Source organism: Azospirillum sp. TSO22-1, from assembly GCF_003116015.1.
In the GTDB taxonomy this organism is placed as follows: Bacteria; Pseudomonadota; Alphaproteobacteria; order Azospirillales; family Azospirillaceae; genus Azospirillum.
Map to the genome: position 1 here is coordinate 113,084 of NZ_LGQZ01000014.1, position 20,316 is coordinate 133,399.

Annotated in this window: 23 protein-coding genes and 2 tRNA genes; 14 read left to right on the plus strand and 11 right to left on the minus strand. The window is 69.1% G+C overall.

Going from position 1 to position 20,316, the window contains the following annotated elements:
• Positions 1-48: 48 nt before the first annotated feature.
• Positions 49-1,134 carry a histidinol-phosphate transaminase gene (gene hisC / locus TSO221_RS04810; RefSeq protein WP_109117336.1) on the plus strand — a complete coding sequence of 362 codons (1,086 nt, stop codon included), beginning with the start codon at positions 49-51 and terminating at the stop codon, positions 1,132-1,134.
• Positions 1,131-1,451 carry an antibiotic biosynthesis monooxygenase gene (locus tag TSO221_RS04815; protein WP_109117337.1) on the plus strand — a complete coding sequence of 107 codons (321 nt, stop codon included), beginning with the start codon at positions 1,131-1,133 and terminating at the stop codon, positions 1,449-1,451. The genes hisC and TSO221_RS04815 overlap by 4 nt, the downstream gene beginning before the upstream one ends.
• Here the strand turns inward: TSO221_RS04815 and TSO221_RS04820 are convergent.
• From TSO221_RS04820 to TSO221_RS04855, 8 genes are all read right to left on the minus strand, one after another.
• Complete coding sequence (locus TSO221_RS04820; protein WP_109117338.1) at positions 1,448-2,092, minus strand: glutathione S-transferase family protein; 645 nt, start codon at positions 2,090-2,092, stop codon at positions 1,448-1,450. The genes TSO221_RS04815 and TSO221_RS04820 overlap by 4 nt on opposite strands.
• A gap of 17 nt (positions 2,093-2,109) precedes the next feature.
• Positions 2,110-2,733: a GNAT family N-acetyltransferase gene (locus tag TSO221_RS04825; protein ID WP_109117339.1), complete on the minus strand. Its 624-nt coding sequence runs from the start codon at positions 2,731-2,733 to the stop codon at positions 2,110-2,112.
• On the minus strand, positions 2,712-3,140 hold the full coding sequence (locus TSO221_RS04830; protein ID WP_109117340.1) for a GNAT family acetyltransferase: 429 nt from the start codon (positions 3,138-3,140) through the stop codon (positions 2,712-2,714). Before TSO221_RS04830 ends, TSO221_RS04825 begins: the two co-directional genes overlap by 22 nt.
• A complete protein-coding gene (locus TSO221_RS04835) occupies positions 3,137-4,000 on the minus strand; it encodes a rhodanese-like domain-containing protein (RefSeq protein ID WP_109117341.1) in 864 nt (287 codons plus the stop codon). Before TSO221_RS04835 ends, TSO221_RS04830 begins: the two co-directional genes overlap by 4 nt.
• An 11-nt stretch (positions 4,001-4,011) precedes the next feature.
• The gene (locus TSO221_RS04840; protein WP_109117342.1) at positions 4,012-4,719 is read right to left on the minus strand and encodes an alanyl-tRNA editing protein; all 708 of its coding nucleotides are present in this window, start codon (positions 4,717-4,719) and stop codon (positions 4,012-4,014) included.
• A 47-nt stretch (positions 4,720-4,766) separates the two neighbouring features.
• Positions 4,767-5,765 (minus strand): cysteine synthase A, encoded by a 999-nt coding sequence (locus TSO221_RS04845; RefSeq protein WP_109117343.1) that lies wholly within the window; start codon positions 5,763-5,765, stop codon positions 4,767-4,769.
• A gap of 113 nt (positions 5,766-5,878) precedes the next feature.
• Positions 5,879-6,487, minus strand: coding sequence for an NUDIX domain-containing protein (locus TSO221_RS04850; protein WP_109117344.1), 609 nt, complete (start codon positions 6,485-6,487; stop codon positions 5,879-5,881).
• A 57-nt stretch (positions 6,488-6,544) separates the two neighbouring features.
• A complete protein-coding gene (locus TSO221_RS04855) occupies positions 6,545-7,543 on the minus strand; it encodes a S1C family serine protease (protein ID WP_109117345.1) in 999 nt (332 codons plus the stop codon).
• A 123-nt stretch (positions 7,544-7,666) separates the two neighbouring features.
• On the opposite strand from TSO221_RS04855, the gene TSO221_RS04860 reads away from it, so the two are divergent.
• Together TSO221_RS04860 and TSO221_RS04865 are read left to right on the plus strand one after the other, a co-directional pair.
• Positions 7,667-7,855, plus strand: coding sequence for a hypothetical protein (locus TSO221_RS04860; protein ID WP_109117346.1), 189 nt, complete (start codon positions 7,667-7,669; stop codon positions 7,853-7,855).
• A gap of 69 nt (positions 7,856-7,924) precedes the next feature.
• Complete coding sequence (locus tag TSO221_RS04865; RefSeq protein WP_109117347.1) at positions 7,925-8,161, plus strand: hypothetical protein; 237 nt, start codon at positions 7,925-7,927, stop codon at positions 8,159-8,161.
• A gap of 7 nt (positions 8,162-8,168) precedes the next feature.
• On the opposite strand, the gene TSO221_RS04870 is transcribed toward TSO221_RS04865, so the two are convergent.
• The 3 genes from TSO221_RS04870 to TSO221_RS04880 all read right to left on the minus strand — a co-directional run bounded on the left by TSO221_RS04870 (position 8,169) and on the right by TSO221_RS04880 (position 8,794).
• Entirely contained in the window at positions 8,169-8,360 is a 192-nt protein-coding gene (locus TSO221_RS04870; protein WP_109117348.1) for a hypothetical protein, read from the minus strand.
• Between the two features lie 197 nt (positions 8,361-8,557).
• Positions 8,558-8,632 (minus strand) — tRNA-Asn (locus TSO221_RS04875).
• An 88-nt stretch (positions 8,633-8,720) separates the two neighbouring features.
• A tRNA-Cys gene (locus tag TSO221_RS04880) sits at positions 8,721-8,794 on the minus strand.
• A 220-nt stretch (positions 8,795-9,014) separates the two neighbouring features.
• Between TSO221_RS04880 and TSO221_RS04885 the strand changes: the two genes are divergently transcribed.
• The 10 genes from TSO221_RS04885 (at position 9,015) to TSO221_RS04930 (ending at position 20,284) form a co-directional block, all read left to right on the plus strand.
• Positions 9,015-9,671: a protein-L-isoaspartate O-methyltransferase gene (locus tag TSO221_RS04885; RefSeq protein ID WP_109117349.1), complete on the plus strand. Its 657-nt coding sequence runs from the start codon at positions 9,015-9,017 to the stop codon at positions 9,669-9,671.
• A 123-nt stretch (positions 9,672-9,794) separates the two neighbouring features.
• Entirely contained in the window at positions 9,795-11,210 is a 1,416-nt protein-coding gene (locus TSO221_RS04890) for a TolC family outer membrane protein (protein WP_247877912.1), read from the plus strand.
• Between the two features lie 327 nt (positions 11,211-11,537).
• A complete protein-coding gene (locus TSO221_RS04895) occupies positions 11,538-12,008 on the plus strand; it encodes a DUF2497 domain-containing protein (protein ID WP_247877913.1) in 471 nt (156 codons plus the stop codon).
• A 35-nt stretch (positions 12,009-12,043) separates the two neighbouring features.
• A complete protein-coding gene (locus TSO221_RS04900) occupies positions 12,044-14,692 on the plus strand; it encodes a valine--tRNA ligase (RefSeq protein ID WP_109117351.1) in 2,649 nt (882 codons plus the stop codon).
• A 219-nt stretch (positions 14,693-14,911) separates the two neighbouring features.
• Positions 14,912-15,718: a YdcF family protein gene (locus TSO221_RS04905; protein ID WP_247877914.1), complete on the plus strand. Its 807-nt coding sequence runs from the start codon at positions 14,912-14,914 to the stop codon at positions 15,716-15,718.
• A 107-nt stretch (positions 15,719-15,825) separates the two neighbouring features.
• Entirely contained in the window at positions 15,826-16,767 is a 942-nt protein-coding gene (locus TSO221_RS04910) for an SPOR domain-containing protein (protein WP_247877915.1), read from the plus strand.
• Between the two features lie 46 nt (positions 16,768-16,813).
• Positions 16,814-17,968, plus strand: a complete 1,155-nt coding sequence (locus TSO221_RS04915; protein ID WP_109117354.1) for a D-alanyl-D-alanine carboxypeptidase family protein — start codon at positions 16,814-16,816, stop codon at positions 17,966-17,968.
• Positions 17,968-18,603: a dTMP kinase gene (tmk, locus tag TSO221_RS04920; protein ID WP_109117355.1), complete on the plus strand. Its 636-nt coding sequence runs from the start codon at positions 17,968-17,970 to the stop codon at positions 18,601-18,603. The genes TSO221_RS04915 and tmk overlap by 1 nt, the downstream gene beginning before the upstream one ends.
• Positions 18,604-18,633: 30 nt before the next feature.
• A complete protein-coding gene (locus TSO221_RS04925; protein ID WP_109117356.1) occupies positions 18,634-19,080 on the plus strand; it encodes a DUF2147 domain-containing protein in 447 nt (148 codons plus the stop codon).
• An 85-nt stretch (positions 19,081-19,165) separates the two neighbouring features.
• Complete coding sequence (locus tag TSO221_RS04930) at positions 19,166-20,284, plus strand: DNA polymerase III subunit delta' (protein ID WP_109117357.1); 1,119 nt, start codon at positions 19,166-19,168, stop codon at positions 20,282-20,284.
• The last annotated feature ends 32 nt before the right edge of the window (positions 20,285-20,316 follow it).

Here is a 20,316-nt window from a genome sequence, read left to right on the forward strand (position 1 = left end):
TTGAATGGCGCGCGGCATCGCACTTCAGACCGTCTTCGGAGTGGTTCCATGGAGCTTCTGCTGCCCCGGCCCGGCCTCGGCCAGATCAAACCCTACCGGCCCGCCCAGCCGCTGGGCGAGGAGCGCCCCTGGATCGACCTGTCGCTGACGGTCAACCCGCTGGGGCCGAGCCCGAAGGCGCTGGCCGCCTACCGCAACGCCGCCGGCCAGATCCATCGCTATCCCGACTCCCGCCAGGAGAGCCTGCGCCGCGCCATCGCCCGCCGCTACGACCTGGACGCGACGCGAATCGTCTGCGCCGACGGCTCGGACGCGATGATCCAGCTGTTCTGTCAGGCCTACGCAGGGCCGGGCGACGAGGTGCTGTGCCACGAGCACGGCTACCAGGGCTTCCTCAAGGCGATCCGCGTCAGCGGCGCCACGCCGGTCGTCGCCAAGGAGCGCGACATGGTGGCGGATGTCGATGCGATGATCGATCGCGCCGGGGAGAGGACCAAGATCTGCTTCCTCGCCAACCCGAACAATCCCACCGGCACCTACATCCCGCTGGAGGCGGTGCAGCGTCTGCGCGCCGGGCTGCCGCCGCACGTGCTGCTGGTACTGGACGCCGCCTACGCCGAGTTCGTCCGCCGCAACAACTACGACTGCGGCGTGGAACTGGTTGAGAACACCGACAACACGGCGATGGTGCGCACCTTCTCGAAGATGTACGGGCTGGCCGGCCTGCGGGTGGGCTGGGCGTACGGGCCGCCGGCGGTGGTCGACGCGCTCAACCACGTGCGCGGCGCCTTCAACGTCAGCGTCCCGGCGCAGGCCGCCGCCATCGCCGCGGTCACCGACGTCGGGCACGAGGAGGCGACCTACGCCCACAACAGCCACTGGCTGCCCTGGCTGACGCATGAACTGGAGCAGTTGGGCGTGCGGGTCTACCCGTCGGTGTGCAACTTCATCCTGGCGCGCATCCCGGCGGACCCGTCGCTGGGCGTGCAGCAGGTAATGGACCATCTGGCCCGGTGCAACATCCTGGTCCGTCCGACGCAGGACTACGGCCTGCCGGACTGCCTGCGCATCACCGTCGGCAGCGAGGAGGAGAACCGCGCCCTCGTCCGCGCCCTGGCGGAGATTCTCGCGTGAGCATCGCCAACACGCCAGAGCCGCCCTACTACGCGGTGATCTTCACCTCACTGCGCACCGAGGGTGACGACGGCTACGGCGCCATGGCCGCGGCGATGGTCGAACTGGCGAAGCAGCAGCCCGGCTACCTCGGCGTGGAGTCGGCGCGCGATGGGCTGGGCATCACCGTGTCCTACTGGAAGGACCTGGAGTCGATCGCCGCCTGGAAAGCCGATGCCAAGCACCTCGCGGCCCAGCAGGCGGGCCGCGAGCGCTGGTATTCCAGCTTCAAGACCCGCATCGCGCGGGTGGAGCGGGACTACGGGTTCGAGCGTTAGGAGCCCGCCGGCGGACGCCGGTCGGCCGGCACCAACGCGTCGTCGATCTCCTTCGCCCGTGCCGCCGCCGGCCGCGTCATGCAGCGTGCGACATAGGCTTCGAACGCCGGCCGCTTGTCGATGATGCCGAAGCCCATGGTCCAGCCCAGCATGGAACCGACGAACAGGTCGGCCGCAGTGAACTGGTCGCCGGTCAGGAACGCGTCACAGCTGACGGCGACCTCCAGCGTGTTGAGCACGTCGTTCATGCAGCCATAGCTGACCATGACCTTCTTCTCCGGCGGCACCTCGACGCCCAGCGCCTTGCCAGTGACCGCGCTGTCGAAGGGACCCGCGGCGAAGAACAGCCAGCGGTAATAGGAGCCGCGCCGCGGATCGCCCGACGGCGGGGCCAGCCCGGCCTCCGGGAAGGCATCGGCGAGATAGGCGCAGATAGCGGCGTTCTCCGTCACCACCGTGTCGCCGTGACGGATCGCCGGAACCTTGCCCATCGGATTGATGGCGAGGTATTCCGGCGCCTTCATGGTCGTGCCGTACTCGAGGATCTCGGTGCGGTAGGGTTGTCCGACCTCCTCCAGCATCCAGCGGGCGACGCGCCCGCGCGACCAGGGGTTGGTGTAGAAGACCAGTTCGCGGCTCATGAATCCCTCCCGTTTCGTTATCGGATGACCATCGGTACGTGTGGCGCCGCCGTGCGCGGCAGAACGCCGTCGGCGCGCGGGTCGCGCACCACGCGCGTGACGTGGCGGTTCGGCACGAAGCCCATGGACTGGTAGAGCGGCAGCGCCTTCGGGTGGTCGAAGGTGCAGGTGTTGACGACCAGCTTCGACGCGCCGCCCTCCCACGCCATGCGGATGCCCCGGTCGAGCAGCCAGGGGCCGAGCTTCAGCCCGATGAAGTCCGGGATCAGCCCGAAATAGGCGATGTCCGTGGCCTGCGCCTCGCGCCGGTCGATCTCGACATAGCCGGCCGGCGTGCCGGAGACGTAGAGCACCTGCACCTCGACGCGCGGATCGGTGACCGCTTCGGTCAGTTCGGTGTCGGACAGGCGCCGGCGCTCGTGCCACAGCCAGGGCTCGCCCACCGTGTCGTAGAGGTAGCGGTAGAACGACACCGTCGGCGGCGCCGCGCGCACCAGCGCCAGTTCGCCGGATGGCTGGGGCAGGGAGGCGTGGGCGGGCGGAGCGGTCATCTCCAGGTAGGTGATGATGACCTGGAGTTCGCCGGGGCGCGGGCCGGCGGGCACGCCGGTCCACCGGTTCAGGCTGAATTTCGGAGCCATTTCTGCATCATGGTGACGGGGGAGCGGGCGTAGCCGAGCCGTTCGTAGAAGCCCTGCACGGCGGTGTTCGTCTCGCGGACCAGCAGTTGCACCTTGGGCATGCCCTGCGCGACCAGCCAGCCCTCGGCGGCGGCCACCATGGCGCGGCCGAAGCCCCGGCCGCGGCAGTCCGGATCGGTGGCGAGGTAGTAGAGCCAGCCGCGATGGCCGTCCTGCCCGACCATCACGCTGGCGACCACCCGGCCCTCCAGTTCACCGACCAGCAGGGCGGCGGTCGCCGGCTTGGAGCGGCACAGTGCGATGTCGGACTCCGGGTCGTTCCACGGCACCACGAGATTGGCGGCGCGCCACAGGGCGACGACCGCGCTGCGGTCGCCGTCCGCATAGGGGCGGATGGTCAGGCTCACGGCTTGGCCGGCCCGGTCTCGATGGGAAGGTCGTGACGCAGCCCCCACTCGGCCCAGGAGCCATCGTAGACCGCCACGTCCTCCTTGCCCGCCAACGCGAGGCCGAGCGCCACCACGCAGGCGGTGACGCCGCTGCCACACGATGCGACCACCGGGCGCAACAGGTCGATGCCGGCCGCCTTCGCCCGCTCTGCGATCACCGACGGGGGCAGCATCACCTTGGTCTCGGGATCGACCAGATCGGAGAAGGGCAGGTTGCGGCTGCCGGGAATGTGGCCGCCGCGGCCGTTCGCCCAGGGCTCCGGCGCGGTCGCCTCGAAGCGCGCCGTGGCGCGGGCGTCCACGACCTGCTCGGAGCGGCTGTCCAGGTTCGCCCTGACGTCGTCGAGGCGGCGCAGCAGGTACGGGCGCAGCGTGGCGGCGAAGGGTTTGGGGGCAGGGGCGGGCGGCGTGCCGGATTCGGTGGGGCGGCCCTCGGCCAACCACGCCGGCAGGCCGCCGTCCAGCACCGCCACCTTGTCGTGGCCGAACAGGCGGAACAGCCACCAGACGCGCACGGCGGCGCCGGCCACGCCGCTGGCGTCGTAGGCGACGACCATGGTGTCGTTGCCGATCCCCAGCGCCCCCACCTTTTCGGCGAAGCGCGCCGCGTCGGGCACCATGTGCGGCAGCGGTGCGGTATCGGGCTGGGCGACGTCGTCGATGTCGAAGAACTGGGCGCCGGGGATGTGCCGGGCCGCGTGCTCGGCGCGCTGGTCCTTGTTCTGGATCGGCATGTACCAGGTGGCGTCGACCACGCGCACCGCCGGGTCGTTCAGGCGCCCGGCCAGCCAGGCGCCGGTGACGATGTGCTCCGCCATGTCGGTCCCTCTCAGTCCTTCAGCGCGACGACGACGCGCCGGTTCTGCTTGCCCTTGTTTTCGATCTTCACCACCTCGACCGGGCCGATCTCGCCGGTGTGGGTGACGTGGGTGCCGCCGCAGGGTTGCAGATCCACCCCGTCGATGTCGAGCAGCCGCACGCGGCCGTAGCCCGCCGGCGGCTTCACCGTCATGGTGCGCACCAGCTCGGGCTGCGCCTCCAGTTCAGCGTCGGTGATCCAGCGCGGGGCGACCGCGTGGTCCGCCTCGATCAGCCGGTTGATGGCGGCGGCGATAGCCTCCTTGTCCAGGCTCTCGGTGGGAACGTTGAAGTCGACGCGGCTGCGGTCGAAGCCGATCTGCGCCCCGGTGATCGAGCCGGGCACCACCGCGCACACCAGATGCAGCAGCGTGTGCATGCGCATGAAGCGGTGGCGGCGCTCCCAGTCGATCTCGGCCTCGACCGGTGCGCCCTCAACCGGCAGCCGCGCGCCCTCGGCCGGGACGTGGATGATGTCGTCCGGGCCGGCGTCGCCCTTGATGGTATCGACGATGGTCACCGCCCCGCCGGGGTAGCGCAGCACGCCGGTGTCACCCGGCTGGCCGCCGCTGTTGGCATAGAACACCGTGCGATCCAGCCGGATGCCGCGTTCGTCCACCGAGGTGACGGTCGCCGTGCAGGACCGCGCATAGGCGTCGTCGCGGAAGATCAGTTCCAAGGTTGCCCCTCCCGTCTTTCGTCGGGAGAGGCTAGCACACCGCGCGGCTACATCCAGTCCGGAAGCGGCAGGTTCTTCTCGCGCAGGAACTCCGGGTTGAACAGCTTGGACTGATAGCGCTGGCCGCCGTCGCAGAGGATGGTGACGACGGTGTGGCCTGGCCCGAGATCGCGGGCGATGCGGATCGCCGCCGCGACGTTGATGCCGGACGAGCCGCCCAGCACCAAGCCCTGTGTCTTGATCAGATCGAAGAGGACCGGCAGCGCCTCCTCGTCGGTGATCTGCAGCGCGTCGTCCACCGGAGCGCCTTCCAGGTTGGCGGTGATGCGGCCCTGGCCGATGCCTTCGGTGATGGACGAGCCCTCGGCCTTCAGCTCGCCGTGCTTGTAGTGATGGTACAGCGCGGCGCCCATCGGGTCGGCCAGCACGATGCGCACGGTCGGGTCGCGCTCCTTCAGCGCCATGCCGACTCCAGCCAGCGTGCCGCCGGAGCCGACGGCACAGGTGAAGGCGTCGATGCGGCCGCCGGTCTGTTCCCAGATCTCCGGGCCGGTGGTCTCGTAGTGGCCCTGGCGGTTCGCGACGTTGTCGAACTGGTTGGCCCAGATCGCGCCGTTCGGCTCGGTCTGGGCCAGTTCCTCGGCGAGGCGGCCGGAATAGCGGACGTAGTTGTTCGGGTCCTTGTACGGCACCGCCGGAACGAGCCGGAGGTCGGCGCCGCACAGGCGCAGCATGTCCTTCTTCTCCTGGCTCTGGGTCTCCGGCATGACGATGACGGTGCGGTAGCCGAGCGCATTGCCGACCAGCGCCAGACCGATCCCGGTGTTGCCCGCCGTGCCCTCGACGATGGTGCCGCCGGGGCGCAGCAGGCCGCGCCTCTCCGCGTCGCGCACGATGGCGATGGCGGCGCGGTCCTTCACGGAACCGCCGGGGTTCAGGAACTCGGCCTTGCCGAGGATCTCGCAGCCGGTGGCCTTCGACGGCCCCTCCAGGCGGATGAGCGGCGTGTCGCCGATGGTCCCGATGAAGCCGTCGCGCACGTCCACGGCGCCTCTCCTTAGCTTGCTGTGTTGTGTTAGCAACAAAGAAGTATCGGGATTGCCGCGCGCGGATCAAGGTCGCGCTGTGAAATGCTGGATTTCACGTTGCTGGGGCGTGGTTATCGCGTCCGCCAGCGTTCCCGCAAGGCATCGCGGTGCCGCGCCAGCCAGCCCAGCGCGATGATGGCGACCGAGTTGGTCAGACGGTTCTCGTCGAGCAGCCTGACCGCCTCATCGGTCGGCACGACGGAGACGCGGATGTCCTCGTGCTCCTCGGCGAGCCCGCCGCTGGTCCCGACGTTCGAAGAATCGACGCGGCCGACGTAGAGAGTCACGAACTCCGACAGGATGCCGGGGCTGGGGTAGAAGTCGTAGATCTTCTCCAGATCCCGGATGGTGCAGCCGGCCTCCTCCTCGGATTCGCGGCGGGCGACGGCCTCGGGCGTCTCGTCGCCGTCCAGCATGCCGGCCACCACCTCGGTCAGCCAGGCCGGGCCGCGGGCCGCCGCCGCGCCGACGCGGAACTGCTCGATCAGCACCACCGCGTCGCGGTCGGGATCGTAGAGCAGGACGCCGACGGCGTGGCCGCGCACGCACACCTCGCGCCGGGGCAACTCGTCGGTCCAGGTCCCGTCGAACTTCTTGTGCTTCAGCCGGTAGACGTCGACCTGCAGGTAGCCCTGGTAGCCGGTCTTCCGTTCGATCACCTCGATGTCGGGGTGGTCCATGCGCCTGCTCCTCCGCGTGTGGTGCGGATTGGGATGTAGCGCATCCGGCGCCGCCGGTCAGTAAGTGGGGTTGAGGCGGAGGTGCCTCAGGCGGTCGGCCGAGGTGACGGTGACCGGCTGCACCTGGGCGCCGCGCATCACCTCCAGCGGTACCGCGACGCCCGCCGGACCCAATGCCCAGAGCTTACGGTAGAAGTCGGCCAGCGTGCTGAAGCGCTGTCCGCCGACGCCGACGATCTGGTCGCCGGGCTTGACGCCGGCCGATTCGGCGGGGCTGCGCGGGGTGACACGCTCGACCAGCAGGCGGCCCTGCTCCTCGCGCACGTTGACGCCCAGCCAGGGGCGCGGCGTGTCCTGGCGGCGACCGTAGGCCAGCAGATCGCCGAAGATCGGCTCCAGTGCCGACACGGGGACGAACATGTTGCCGGCCATCCGCTGCCCGGGCACGGCGTCGCCGACGATCAGCGAGCCGATGCCGACCAGCCGTCCCGTCCCGTCCACCAACGCTGCGCCGCCGAACGCCGGGTGCGGCGGGTTGGTGAAGATCGCCTCGTCCAGCAGGTATTCCCAATAACCGGCGAACTCGCGCCGATCGACGACGCGGACGGGCAGGGCGGTGCTGCCCCCGGCGCGGCTGAGCACCACCGCCACGTCGCCGGTCTTCAGTGCGCCGGCGTTGCCGAGTCGCAGCGGCGGTGCCTTGAAGCCGAAGCCGGCGCGCACCATCCCGAAGCCGCTGATCTGGTCGTAGGCGACGAACTCTGCCGGGTAGCTGCGTCCCTCGGAGTCGGTGACCTTCAGCTGCGCGCCCTCCATGATCAGGTAGCCGATGGTCAGGATCAGGCCGTTGCCGTCGATCACCGCGCCGGTGCCGGCGCGCTCGGCGCCCAATGTGCGGGCGCTCTGCGAATCCGGCGGGGTGGTGACGTCGATGCGGACGATGGCGCGCATCAGCGCCGCGGCGTCGGGCTTCGCCTCGCCATCGGCGGCGCGGGCGGGAAGGGCGGTCAGGACCAGCAGAAGGAACGCTCCGACAATCCGCTGCACATCGCGCATGTCGCCCTCCACGGCGGTCCGCGTTGCCCTATCCAGGAAAGATGATGATGACACGGCGCGCATCAAGCGGTGGAAACCTTCGGCGTCGCCGATCTGTTCAGGAAGGCGACAAGGAGGGGACATATGCCCATCACCAACGAACGCGAGCTGGAACGCGCCGTCGCCGAGTTCCAGCGCCTCAACGAGACCCCGGCCGATTCGCCGGAGGCGCGCCGCCGCCGCGAACTGGATGCCGACATCAAGGACTACTACCAGCGTTGCTCCAACGAGATGCGGCCCGGGCGCCCGGTCTCGGATCCCAAAGGACACTGATGCGCGAATAGGAATCGACGCGCCGGGCCGCGTGTCCGATGATGGCGCCGCAACGAGTGGTGCCCAACGATGAAGCGACCCGATTCCTGCTACACCTGCCGCTACTGGGAGGGGCACGGCGTGCGCCAGCGCGGCCCGAAGGGCACCTGCCGGCGCTTCCCCCCGGTGGTGACCCCGCGCGATCCCGAGGGCAAGTTTCCGATCACGCTGTCCACGGATTGGTGCGGCGAGTGGAAGCGCGACGGCGGCCAGCCCATTGGGGCCGAGGCCGAGCCGCGCACCATCTATGACGATTTCGAGGCCTGAGCGCCGCTCATTTCAGGTGCAGCGGCAAGATCACCAGCGGCCGGGTGTTGGCGCTGAGCGCCAACGTCTCGTTCTCGGTGGGGCGGTTCCAGTCCATGCCCAGCAGCAGCGTCGCCACCATCAGTCCCACGGCGAAGACGAGCGCCGCCGCAAACCACCCGTCGTGCCGGTCGAAGCCGAGGTCGTCACGCACCGACATGGCACCCTCCATGACCGTGGGCCAAGCCGTTGATGCGCCTGCACCAACGTGGTTTCCGTGTCGTTAAGAATAATCCCGGCGGCGTGAAAGCGCATTCGTTCCAAGGGCAGGGAGGCAGCGTTCTTTCGCCACATCCACCATTGACCGAGGAAATAACGAAAAAGGCCAGTTCCCCTGGGAACTGGCCTTTTCGCAATTGGCTCCGGCGGTAGGATTCGAACCTACGACCAACGGATTAACAGTCCGCTGCGCTACCGCTGCGCCACGCCGGATCAGCGTGTGGGCGGCTATATAGCGGAAGGCGCCCTGGCTGCCAAGGCTTTCCGCAAGATTTTTTAAGCCGGGGAATTTTCAAAAGGATGGAGGCACGGGCGGGAATCGAACCCACGTACACGGATTTGCAGTCCGCTGCATCACCACTCTGCCACCGCGCCATCCGGTGCCCGCTCGGACGGTGCCGTCCGCGTCGGGAGCCACCGTATAGTCTCCTTCGACGGCGCGGTCAAGCCGGCCGAAACCGTTTTCCGCTTCGGTGCGGCGTCGGCCTCCCCTCGGCGTTGTGTTCGGTGCTGGTTGCGGATATATAGCGGCAGGCAGCAAGCCGGCCGCCCGGTTTGGCGCTGTCCCGTTTCAACCGCTGCGATTGCGACCGCCATGTCCGACTTTGCCGCCGCCCGTTTCCACATGGTCGAGTGCCAGATCCGTCCGAACAAGGTGACCGACCATCGTCTGGTCGACGCCCTGATGGACGTCCCGCGCGAGGTCTTCGTGCCGCAGGCGCTGCGCGGCGTGGCCTATGTGGACGGCGACCTCGCCGTCGCCCGCGGCCGCTACCTGCTGGAGCCGATGCTCTTCGCCCGCATGCTGCAGGAAGCCGGCGTGGACGAGACGGCCAAGGTCCTGGATATCGGCTGCGCCACCGGCTACTCCACCGCCGTGCTGGCCCGCATGGCCGACAGCGTGGTGGGCGTCGAAGCCGACGCGGGGCTGGCGGCGGCGGCCAAGGACGCGCTGGCCCAGGCCGGCGCCAACAACGCCACGGTGATCAACGCGCCGCTGGGCGAGGGCTACGCCGCGGGCGCGCCGTACGACGTCATCATCTTCGAGGGCGCGGTGGCCGAGGTTCCGCAGGCGGTGTGCGGGCAACTGGCCGAGGGCGGTCGCCTGATCGCCACTGTGCTGGGCGAACGCGGGCTGGGCGAGGTTCGCCTCTACCAGCGGTACGGCCGCGCGGTTTCCAGCCGCGTGCTGTTCGAGGCTCAGCCGCACCTGCTGCCAGGCTTCGAGCCGAAGCCCAAGTTCGAGTTCTGATAGCATGCGCCGGACGGGGGCGTTCGGTGTACGCTGAAGTCAGCGCTTCGGCCGGGGCTGGCCGGTCGTGTACGTTCGATGCTGGGGAGCGTTGGACCCAAAAGAGAAAGAAGGTCTAGAGACATGACCGATCTCAGCCGTAAGGTTCCGCGGCGGCTGGCCACCATGGTCGCCGGCGGCGTGTTCGTCCTCAGCGTTGGGGCACTCGGCAGCGGGGGCGCTGCGGCGCAGACGCTTGAGGAGGCGCTGGCGCAGGCCTATTCGACCAATCCGACGCTGGCGTCGCAGCGCGCGGCCCTGCGCGCCGCCGACGAGCGCGTTTCGCAGGCGCTGTCCGGCTATCGGCCAACGGTGCAGGGTACCCTGAGCGCGGGCGGCACCCGCACCAATTCGGCCTTCGAAAGCGCCGGCGGCAACCGTTCGACCAGTGCGGCGACGCCGAAGAGCGCCGGCCTCTCGGTGACGCAGCCGATCTACGACGCCACGGTCGGCCCCAACGTCCGCCGCACCGAGCGTCTCGTCGAGGCGCAGCGCGCCACCGTGGTGAACACCGAGCAGCAGGTCCTGCTGAACGCCGCCACGGCCTATCTGGATCTGGTGCAGAACCAGGCGGTGCTGACGCTCAACACCAACAACGAGCAGGTGCTGCGTCGGCAGCTCGAAGCGGCCCGCGACCGCTTCCGCGTCGGCGAGTACACGCGCACCGACGTCAGCCAGTCCGAGTCGCGCCTCGCCGCCTCGATCGCCAACCGCATTTCGTCGGAAGGCACGGTGGCCGCGTCGCGCGCGGTGTACGAGCGCTTCATCGGCACCATGCCCGGCAAGAACCTGAAGGCGCCGAAGCCGACCTTCAAGCTGCCGGCGACGCTGGACGAGGTGGCGGAGATGGCGCGGGCCAACCACCCGTCCGTTCTTGCCGCCGCCTTCACCGAAGCGGCGCAGCGCGACGCGGTCGACCAGCAGTTCGGCCGCCTGCTGCCCTCCGCCCGTCTGACCGCACAGGGATCGCGCACCTATGACCCCGGCACCAGCAGCGGCCTGACCATCAACCGGCAGGACAGCGGCTCGTTCCAGGCCCAGGTGGTGATCCCGCTGTACTCCGCCGGCCAGCCGGAAGCGCTGGTGCGCGAGGCCAAGGAGACGGCGAATCAGGCGCGCATTCAGATCGACGAGACCCGGCGGCAGGTCGCCGCGGCGGCGATCAGTTCGTGGCAGGGCCTGATGACGGCGCGCGCCAGCATCGATTCCTTCCAGACGCAGATCAAGGCGGCGCAGATCGCCCTGGAAGGCGTGCGGCAGGAAGCGCAGGTCGGCTCGCGCACCGTCCTCGACGTGCTGAACCAGGAACAGGAACTGCTGAACGGCCGCGTCAATCTGGTGCGGGCGCAGCGCGACGAAATGGTGCAGGCCTTCACGGTACTGAGCGCGATCGGCCAGTTGACGGCGCAGCAGCTTCGCCTGCCGGTTCAGTATTACGATCTGGAAGCGCACTACCGGGCCACCCGCGACAAGTGGATCGGCACCGGCGTAGCCGACTGATCGCGGCATTCCACGCAAGCGGCCCGCCACGGCGGGCCGCTTTTGTCTTGTGGCTTTTTACCCAATCCTGCCCTAGGGTTGGGCGAGCTTGACGTCCCGGGTTTTGCCACGATGAGTGATAAAGGCCAGCAAGAACCGTCGATGGAGGAGATCCTCGCCTCCATTCGCCGAATCATTTCCGAGGATGGCGAGCCCGCGCCCAAGACCGAACAGCCAGCCCCGCCTCCCGCCGCCGCTGCTCCGCCTCCTCCGCCTCCGCCACCCCCGCCGCCGCCCCTTCCGCCGATGGAAGAGGAGCCGGAGGACGACGTCCTCGAGCTGACGGAAGTGGCCGATCCGCATCCGATGCCGATGGAGGAGGAAGAGGATCCCTGGGGCGCCGAGGAACCGGTGTTCCCCGAGCCGCCGGCGGAGATGGACGAGCCCCCGCCGCCTCCACCGCCGCCGCGCCGTCCGCCGCCCCCGCCACCGATGCCCGACTTCGACGACGTGACGGAGATGCCGCCGCCGCGTCCGCGTCCGGCGCCGCCGCGCATGCCGGCGTTCGACCAGGACGGCCTGATCTCCCGCCGCACCGCCGAGGACGCCTCGCAGCACTTCACCCACTTGGCGCGCGAGCTGGGCGACGACCTGTCCATCGGTCCGATGCCGGTCGGCATCCGCACCGTGGAGGAGGTGGTGCGTGAGCTGTTGAAGCCGTTGCTGAAGGAGTGGCTGGACGAGAACCTGCCCACCGTCGTCGAGCGGCTGGTCCAGCAGGAGATCGACCGCATGATCCGGCGGTCCCAGAAGTTCTGATTTTAAGTCAACGCGTTAGCGGAAGTTTTTCAGTGATGCTCGAGAAGACGTACAGCCCGGCCGCGGTCGAGGAGAAGCACTACCGTCAGTGGGAGGAGTCCGGCGCCTTCGCCGCGAACACCCAGTCGAACGGCACGCCCTACACCATCATGATGCCGCCGCCGAACGTCACCGGCAGCCTGCACATGGGCCACGCGCTGACCTTCACCCTGCAGGACGTGTTGACCCGCTACCACCGCATGCGCGGCAAGGACGCGCTGTGGCAGCCGGGCACCGACCACGCGGGCATCGCCACCCAGATGGTGGTGGAACGCAACCTGGCCGCCGAGGGCAAGACGCGCCACGACTTCGGCCGCGAGAAGTTCATCGACAAGGTGTGGGAGTGGAAGGCCGAGTCGGGCGGCACCATCACCCGCCAGCTCCGCCGCCTCGGCGCCTCGCCGGACTGGGCGAAGGAGCGCTTCACCATGGACGAGGGCCTCAGCGCCGCCGTCCGCAAGGTGTTCGTCGAGCTGTACCGCCAGGGCCTGCTCTACAAGGACAAGCGCCTCGTCAACTGGGACCCGAAGCTGCACACGGCGATCTCCGACCTGGAGGTCGAGCAGCGCGAGATCAAGGGCAACCTCTGGCACTTCCGCTACCCGATCGAAGGCGAGCCGGACCGCTTCATCGTCGTCGCCACCACGCGCCCGGAGACGATGCTGGGCGACACCGCGGTCGCCGTGCACCCGGAGGACGAGCGCTACAAGGACCTGATCGGCAAGAACGTCGTCCTGCCGCTGGTCGGCCGCCTGATCCCCATCGTCGGCGACGAGTACGCGGATCCGGAGACCGGCTCGGGCGCGGTGAAGATCACCCCGGCGCACGACTTCAACGACTTCGCGGTCGGCAAGCGGCACGGGCTCGAAGCCATCAACATCATGGACCGCGATGCGCGTCTCACCGACGCCGTGCCGGAGCCGTACCGCGGTCTCGACCGCTACGAGGCGCGCAAGAAGGTCGTCGTCGACCTGGAAGCCCTTGAGCTGCTGGAGAAGATCGAGCCGCACACCCACAAGGTGCCGCACGGCGACCGCTCCGGCGTCGCCATCGAGCCCTGGCTGACCGACCAGTGGTACGTGGACGCCGCGACGCTGGCCAAGCCGGCCATCGAGGCGGTGGAGACCGGCAAGACCGTGTTCGTGCCCAAGCAGTGGGAGAACACATACTTCGAGTGGATGCGCAACATCCAGCCCTGGTGCGTCAGCCGTCAGATCTGGTGGGGCCACCAGATCCCGGCGTGGTACGGGCCGGACGGCGCGGTGTTCGTCGAGGAGAGCGAGGAGTCCGCCAGGGCCGCCGCGGAAAAGCACTACGGCAAGCCGGCCGAGCTGACCCGCGACCCGGACGTGCTCGACACCTGGTTCTCCTCCGCGCTGTGGCCGTTCTCGACGCTCGGCTGGCCGGAGAAGACGCCGGAGCTGGAGCGCTACTACCCCACCGACGTGCTGGTGACCGGCTTCGACATCATCTTCTTCTGGGTCGCCCGAATGATGATGATGGGCCTGCACTTCATGGGCGACGTGCCGTTTCGCACCGTCTACATCCACGCCCTGGTCCGCGACGAGAAGGGCCAGAAGATGTCGAAGTCCAAGGGGAACGTCATTGACCCCCTAGAGTTGATCGACGAGTACGGCACCGACGCGCTGCGCTTCACCCTGTCGGCGATGGCGGCGCAGGGCCGCGATATCAAGCTGGCGGTGAACCGGGTCGAGGGCTACCGCAACTTCGCCACCAAGCTGTGGAACGCCGCGCGCTACTGCCAGATGAACGGCGCCGTGCCGGTGCCGGGCTTCACGCCCACCGGCCTGACGCAAACGGTGAACCGCTGGATCGTCGGCGAGCTGGCGGAGACGTCGACCCGCGTCGCCGGCGCCATCGAGGCGTACAAGTTCAACGAGGCGGCCAACGCGCTCTACCAGTTCATTTGGGGCACCTTCTGCGACTGGTACCTGGAGTTCACCAAGCCGATCCTCAACGGGTCGGATGAGGCCGCCAAGGCCGAGACGCGCGCAACCACCGCCTGGGTGCTGGACGAGGTGCTGCACCTGCTGCACCCGATCATGCCCTACATCACCGAGGAGCTGTGGGAGCAACTCGGCGAGGGGCGCGCCAACCGCCTGATCTCCGCCGCATGGCCGGAGTACGGGCCGGAGATCGTCGATCCCGCCGCCCGCGCCGAGATGGACTGGGTGGTGCGGCTGATCTCCGCGGTGCGCTCCATGCGCTCGGAGATGAACGTGCCGCCAGCCGCGCAGATCGAGCTGAAGCTGAAGGACGCCGGAGCGGAGAGCCTGAAGCGGCTCGCCACCCACCGCGACCTGATCCTGCGCATGGGCCGCCTTGCCTCGGCTGAGCCGCTTGTCGACGAGACGCCGAAGCAGTCGGCGCAGGCGGTGCTCGACGAGGCGACGCTGATCCTGCCGCTGGAAGGCATCGTCGACCTGGACAAGGAGCGGGCACGCCTGTCCAAGGAGATCGAGAAGCTGGCCGGCGAGATCAAGAAGATCGACGCCAAGCTCGGCAACGAGCAATTCGTCGCCAAGGCGCCGGAAGAGGTCATCGAGGAACAGCGCGACCGCCGCGAGGCCGCTGACCAAGCCCGCGGCAAGCTGCAGAAGGCGCTGGAGATGCTGGGGGCGTAAACATCCCTCTCCCGTCCCGGGAGAAGGATGGGCCCGCCCGAAGGGCGGAGGGGTGAGGGTCGCGCAAGGATCCTTGGTTTTGCCCTCACCCGGCGCCTACGGCTAACCCTCTCCCGGGGCGGGAGAGGGTTAGCCCATCGTCTTGCTGGGCAAAGGCATGCCATCTGCCTATTCTCACGCTCCGTGACCTTTATCCTCTCCAAAATCCTTTGGGGCCTTGTGCAGCCCGGCAACTTGCTGGCGCTGCTGCTGGCGTTCGGCGCGGCGCTGCTGTTCAGCCGGCGCGAGTCCCGCCGCCGCACCGGGCGGCGGATCGTGGCCGCCGTCGCGCTCGGCTTCCTCGCCCTCACCACGCTGCCGGTCGGCACCTGGGTGATCCGGCCGCTGGAGGAGCGCTTCCCGAAGCCCGCGCTGCCGAAGCATGTGGACGGTATCATCGTCCTGGGCGGCGCGCTCAACCCGCCGCTGGCCGCCGAACGCGACGAGCCCTCGGTGAACGAAGCGGCGGAGCGGGTGCTCGCCACCGCCGAGCTGGGCCTGCGCTATCCCAACGCCAGGATAGTCTTCACTGGCGGTTCCGGCTCGCTGTGGGGCGGCCGGTACCGGGAAGGGGAGGTGATGCGCGCCGCACTCGACCAGGTCGGCTTCGACACCGGGCGGGTGCTGTTTGAGAACGAGTCGCGTAACACCTGGGAGAACGCGCTGTTCAGCCGCGATCTTGCCGGGCCTAAACCCGGCGACACCTGGATCCTCGTCACCTCGGCGTGGCACATGCCGCGCTCGGTCGGCATCTTCCGGCGCGTCGGCTGGGAGGTGCTGCCCTATCCGGTGGACTACCGCAGCCGGCCGGGGCCGAAGCCCTATCTGATCTTCGAATTGGACGGCAACCTGGACAAGCTGAGCTGGGCGGTGCGCGAATGGATCGGCCTCGTGGCGTACCGGCTGATGGACCGCAGCGACGCGCTGTTCCCGGCGCCGAATCCGCCGCCCGCGCCGGCGGGCATGGCCGCAGTGCGACTTCCGTGAGGCAACGCCGCCCCGCCGCTTGGCGGCGCGTGGTAACTCGATTAGAGTGCGGCCACCAGATCTAGAGGGGTCGCGCGATGCGCCATGGGCACATGCTGAGAGGAACGATGGCGCTCGCCGTGGCGCTGTCGCTCGCGGCGTGCGCGGCGCCCGAGCCGCCGGCCTCTGGCCTGCCGACGAGCGGCGTCTACCGCGTCGGCAAGCCCTACCAGATCGCCGGCGTCTGGTACTACCCGTCCGAGGACTTCAAGTACGACGAGACCGGCATCGGTTCGGTGTACGGGGCCGGGGCGCAGGGCAAGCCGACCGTCAACGGCGAGATCCACGACCCGAACGAGATGACGGCGGCGCACCCCACGTTGCCGTTGCCGAGTCTCGCACGGGTGACCAACCTGGACACCGGCCGCTCGGTCGTCATCCGCGTCAACGAACGCGGGCCGGCGGCCAACAACCGCGTCATCATGCTGTCGCGCCGTGCCGCCCAACTGCTGGGCTACGAGCAGGCGGACACCGCCAAGCTGCGTGTGCAGATCCTCGCCGAGGAGAGCCGGCAGATCGCCGCCGCGGCGCGGGCCGGCACGCCGCCGCCGGTCCTCGCCGAGACCGACGGTACGGCACCCAAGGCAGCGCCGCGCTCCAAGATCGAGGTGGCGAGCCTGCCCGGCGCCGGGCCGCTCGCGCCGCTGCCGCCCGCCCCTAAGGGAGAGGGCCAAGTCGGCGCCGCCGATGTCCCGCCGCCGACCACGGTAGCCGGGACGGTGGTAGAGCGCCGCTTCCTGCCGGCTCCGGCTTCGGTCGACCTGCCGGTCCGCGGTGGCAGCCGGATCTACGTTCAGGTCGGGTCCTATGGCAACGCGCAAAACCTCGCCCGCGCCCGCGCGCAGGTGAGCACACTCGGCCAGCCGGCTCAGGTCAGCACGGCGATGCTGGGCAAGCAGCCGATGCAGCGTCTGCGCATCGGGCCGCTGGACAGCGTGGAGAGGGCGGACGCCGTGCTGGCCCAGGTGCTCCAGGCCGGCCTTACGGACGCCAAAATCATTGTGGATTGATCGTCCCGTTTCGGGAAAGACACGGAAGGTTGAGAGGGGAATACCGATGACCGCTGTCCGCATCCGCTTCGCCGCCACGATGGTGGCCGCGCTGGTCGCGGCCGGCCTCGCGCTGCCGGCGCGCGCCGCTACGATCGAGACGATCGGCAAGCAGGCCATCCTGCTCGACCTGTCGACCAACACGATCCTGTTCGAGAAGAACGCGGACGAGCGCATGCCGCCGTCGTCCATGAGCAAGCTGATGACCCTCTACATGGTCTTCGAGGCGCTCAAGGAAGGCCGCCTGTCGTTCGACCACACGCTGCCGGTCAGCGAGCGCGCGTGGCGCATGCAGGGCTCCAAGATGTTCGTGGAGCTGAACAACACCATCAAGGTGCTCGACCTCATCAAGGGCGTGATCATCCAGTCGGGCAACGACGCCTGCATCGTGCTGGCCGAGGGTCTGGCCGGTTCCGAGCAGGCCTTCGCCGAGAAGATGAACAAGCGCCTGAAGGAAATCGGGCTGAAGAACACCAACCTGATCAACGCCACCGGCTGGCCCGACCCGAACCACTACATGACCGCCCGCGATCTCTCGGTCCTGGCGGAGCATCTGATCCGCGACTTCCCCGAGTACTACTACCTGTTCTCGGAGAAGGAGTTCACCTACCACGGCATCAAGCAGGGCAACCGCAACCCGCTGCTGTACCGCAACAGCGCCGGCGTCGACGGCCTGAAGACCGGCCATACCGAGATCGCCGGCTACGGCCTCACCGCGTCGGGCGAGCGCGAGGGGCGCCGTCTGGTGCTGGTGATCAACGGCCTGCCGTCCATGCAGGCGCGCGCCGACGAGACCACCCGCCTGCTGGAGTGGGGCTTCCGCGAGTTCAACGCCTACGCCCTGTTCAAGGCCGGCGACGCCATCGAGGAGGTGCCGGTCTGGCTGGGCGAGCAGAAGACGGTGCCGGTGACCGTGCCGAAGGACCTCAAGGTCACCATGGCGCGCACCGACCGGGCGAACATGAAGGTGACGCTGGTCGCCAATCAGCCGGTCGCCGCGCCCATCAAGAAGGGTGACACGGTCGGCAAGCTGGTGATCTCCGCCCCCGGCGCGCCCAGCAAGGAGGTGCCGGTGGTCGCCGCGACCGACGTGGACAAGCTGGGCTTCGTCGGCCGCGCCTTCGCCGCGGCCAAGTATCTCGTGTTTGGCGCGGGCTCCTGATGGCTCGGGGCTGTTTCATCACGCTGGAAGGCGGGGAGGGGGCGGGCAAATCCACCCAACTCCGCCTGCTGGCGGATTCGCTGGCATCCTGCGGCATCGACGTGATGCTGACCCGCGAGCCCGGCGGCTCGCCGGGCGCGGAGGAGATCCGGCGCCTGCTGGTTTCCGGCGAGACCGGCCGCTGGGGAGGCATGACCGAGGCGCTGCTGCACACCGCCGCCCGCCGCGACCATCTGGAGCGCACGGTTTGGCCGGCGCTGGACTCCGGGCGCTGGGTGCTGTGCGACCGCTTCTTCGACAGCACCATGGCCTACCAGGGCTACGGCCTCGGCCTAGGGCGTGAGCCGATCGAGGCGCTGCAGCGTGTGGCGCTCGGCGATTTCCGCCCGGACCTGACGCTGATCCTGGATCTGCCGGTAGAAGTCGGTCTGGATCGCGCCAACGCCCGGCGCGGCGACGAGGACCGTTACGAGCGCATGGACCTGAGCTTCCACGCGCGCCTGCGTGACGGTTTCCTCGACATCGCGGCGCGCGAGCCCGAGCGCTGCGCGGTGATCGACGCCGCCCATCCGGTGGAGGTGGTGCAGGCCGCCATCCTGGATGCGGTGACGCGGCGGCTGACTCTCGCCGCCTGAGTCCCCACTTGTGGGCTCGGAGGTGAGCCCATGCGTGCAGCGATTCCGCTCGTCCTTACCGTCCTGACCGCAAGCCCGGCATCCGCCGCGCCGCAGGACGCCTTCGGCGTCTGGCTGACCGCGAACCGCGAGGCGGCCATCGAGGTACAGCCCTGCGGGGCCAAGGCCTGTGGCCGGCTGGTTTGGTATTTGGAAAAGCGCTCCGGCCCCGACGCCGGCCTCGACAGCAAGAACCCGTCGCCCGAGCAGCGAAGCCGCCGCCTGTGCGGCATCACCATGCTCGGCGGCTTCGCGCCGACCGCGACGGGCTGGGAGAGCGGTTGGGTCTACGACCCGGAGTCCGGCAACACCTACAGTGGCACTATGGAGCCGGACGGCCCCGACCGCCTGCGCCTGCGCGGCTACGTCGGCATCCCCCTGCTCGGCCGCACCGAGGTGTGGACCCGCGCGTCCGCCGACCAGCAGCGGTGCAAATAAACCCTCACCCTCTCCCAGGGGAGAGGGACTTGCGCCGCGCACCACGATTACGCCACTGTGCCGACATGTCTGAAGGAACGCTCCCGTGAGCCGCGCCACCAAAGCCGCCGAACCCGTCGAGGTCGACGGGCTCGCCCCGCGCCGCAATCCGGACCTGACCGGTCACGCGGAGGTGGAGCGCACGCTGCTGGCCGCCTGGAGCTCCGGTCGGTTGCCGCACGCCTGGCTGATCGGTGGGCCGCCGGGGATCGGCAAGGCGACGCTAGCCTTCCGCTTCGCGCGCTTCGTCCTGGCGCAGGGCGGGCAGGGCGGCGGCGCAGGCTTGTTCGGCGCGCCCGCGCAACCAGCCTCGCTCCACCTCGATCCACAGCACCCGGTGTTCCGCCGCGTCGCCAGCGCCGGCCACGCCGACCTGCTGACGGTCGAGCGGCAGATGGACGAGAAGCGCGATCGCATGAAGCGCGACATCGCCGTGGACGACGTGCGCAAGATCGCGCCGTTCCTGCGCAAGACCTCGGCGGAGGAGGGCTGGCGCGTCGCCGTCATCGACGGTGCCGACCGCATGAACACGGCCGGCCTCAACGCCATTCTGAAGATCCTGGAGGAGCCGCCACCCTACGCCCTGCTGCTGCTGGTCTCGGACAATCCCGGCGGGATGCTGCCGACCATCCGCTCGCGCTGCCGCAAGCTGGCGCTGAATCCGCTGGCCGAGGAAGCGGTGGTCGGCCTGCTGGCACAGCATCGCCCGGACGTGGCGGAGGACGACCGTCACGCCCTGGCACGACTGGCCGAGGGCTCTATTGGCCGTGCCGTCGCGCTGGCGGATGCCGGCGGACTCGGCCTCTACCGCGAGTTGGTCGGGCTGCTCGGCTCTCTGCCGAAATTGGACATCCCCGCCGCGCACGCCTTCGGCGACAAGCTGACCCGCAAACAGGACGACGGCCTCTACGAGACCGCCACCGACCTGCTGGTGTGGTGGCTGGCCCGCTTTGCCCGCGCACTGGCGCGCGGCGAATGGCCGGCGGAGGTGGTGCCGGGCGAGGCGGCGCTGATGACCCGCCTCGCCAACGCCCGCAGCCTTGATCGCTGGGTGGAGGTGTGGGAAAAGATCGGGCGCCTTTTCGCGCGCGCGGAATCCGCCAATCTGGATCGCAAGCAGGTGGTGCTGAACGCCTTGTCCACCATCGAGGCGACCGCCACCTAACCAGTGCTGAGCACATTCGGGAGTGCACCGAC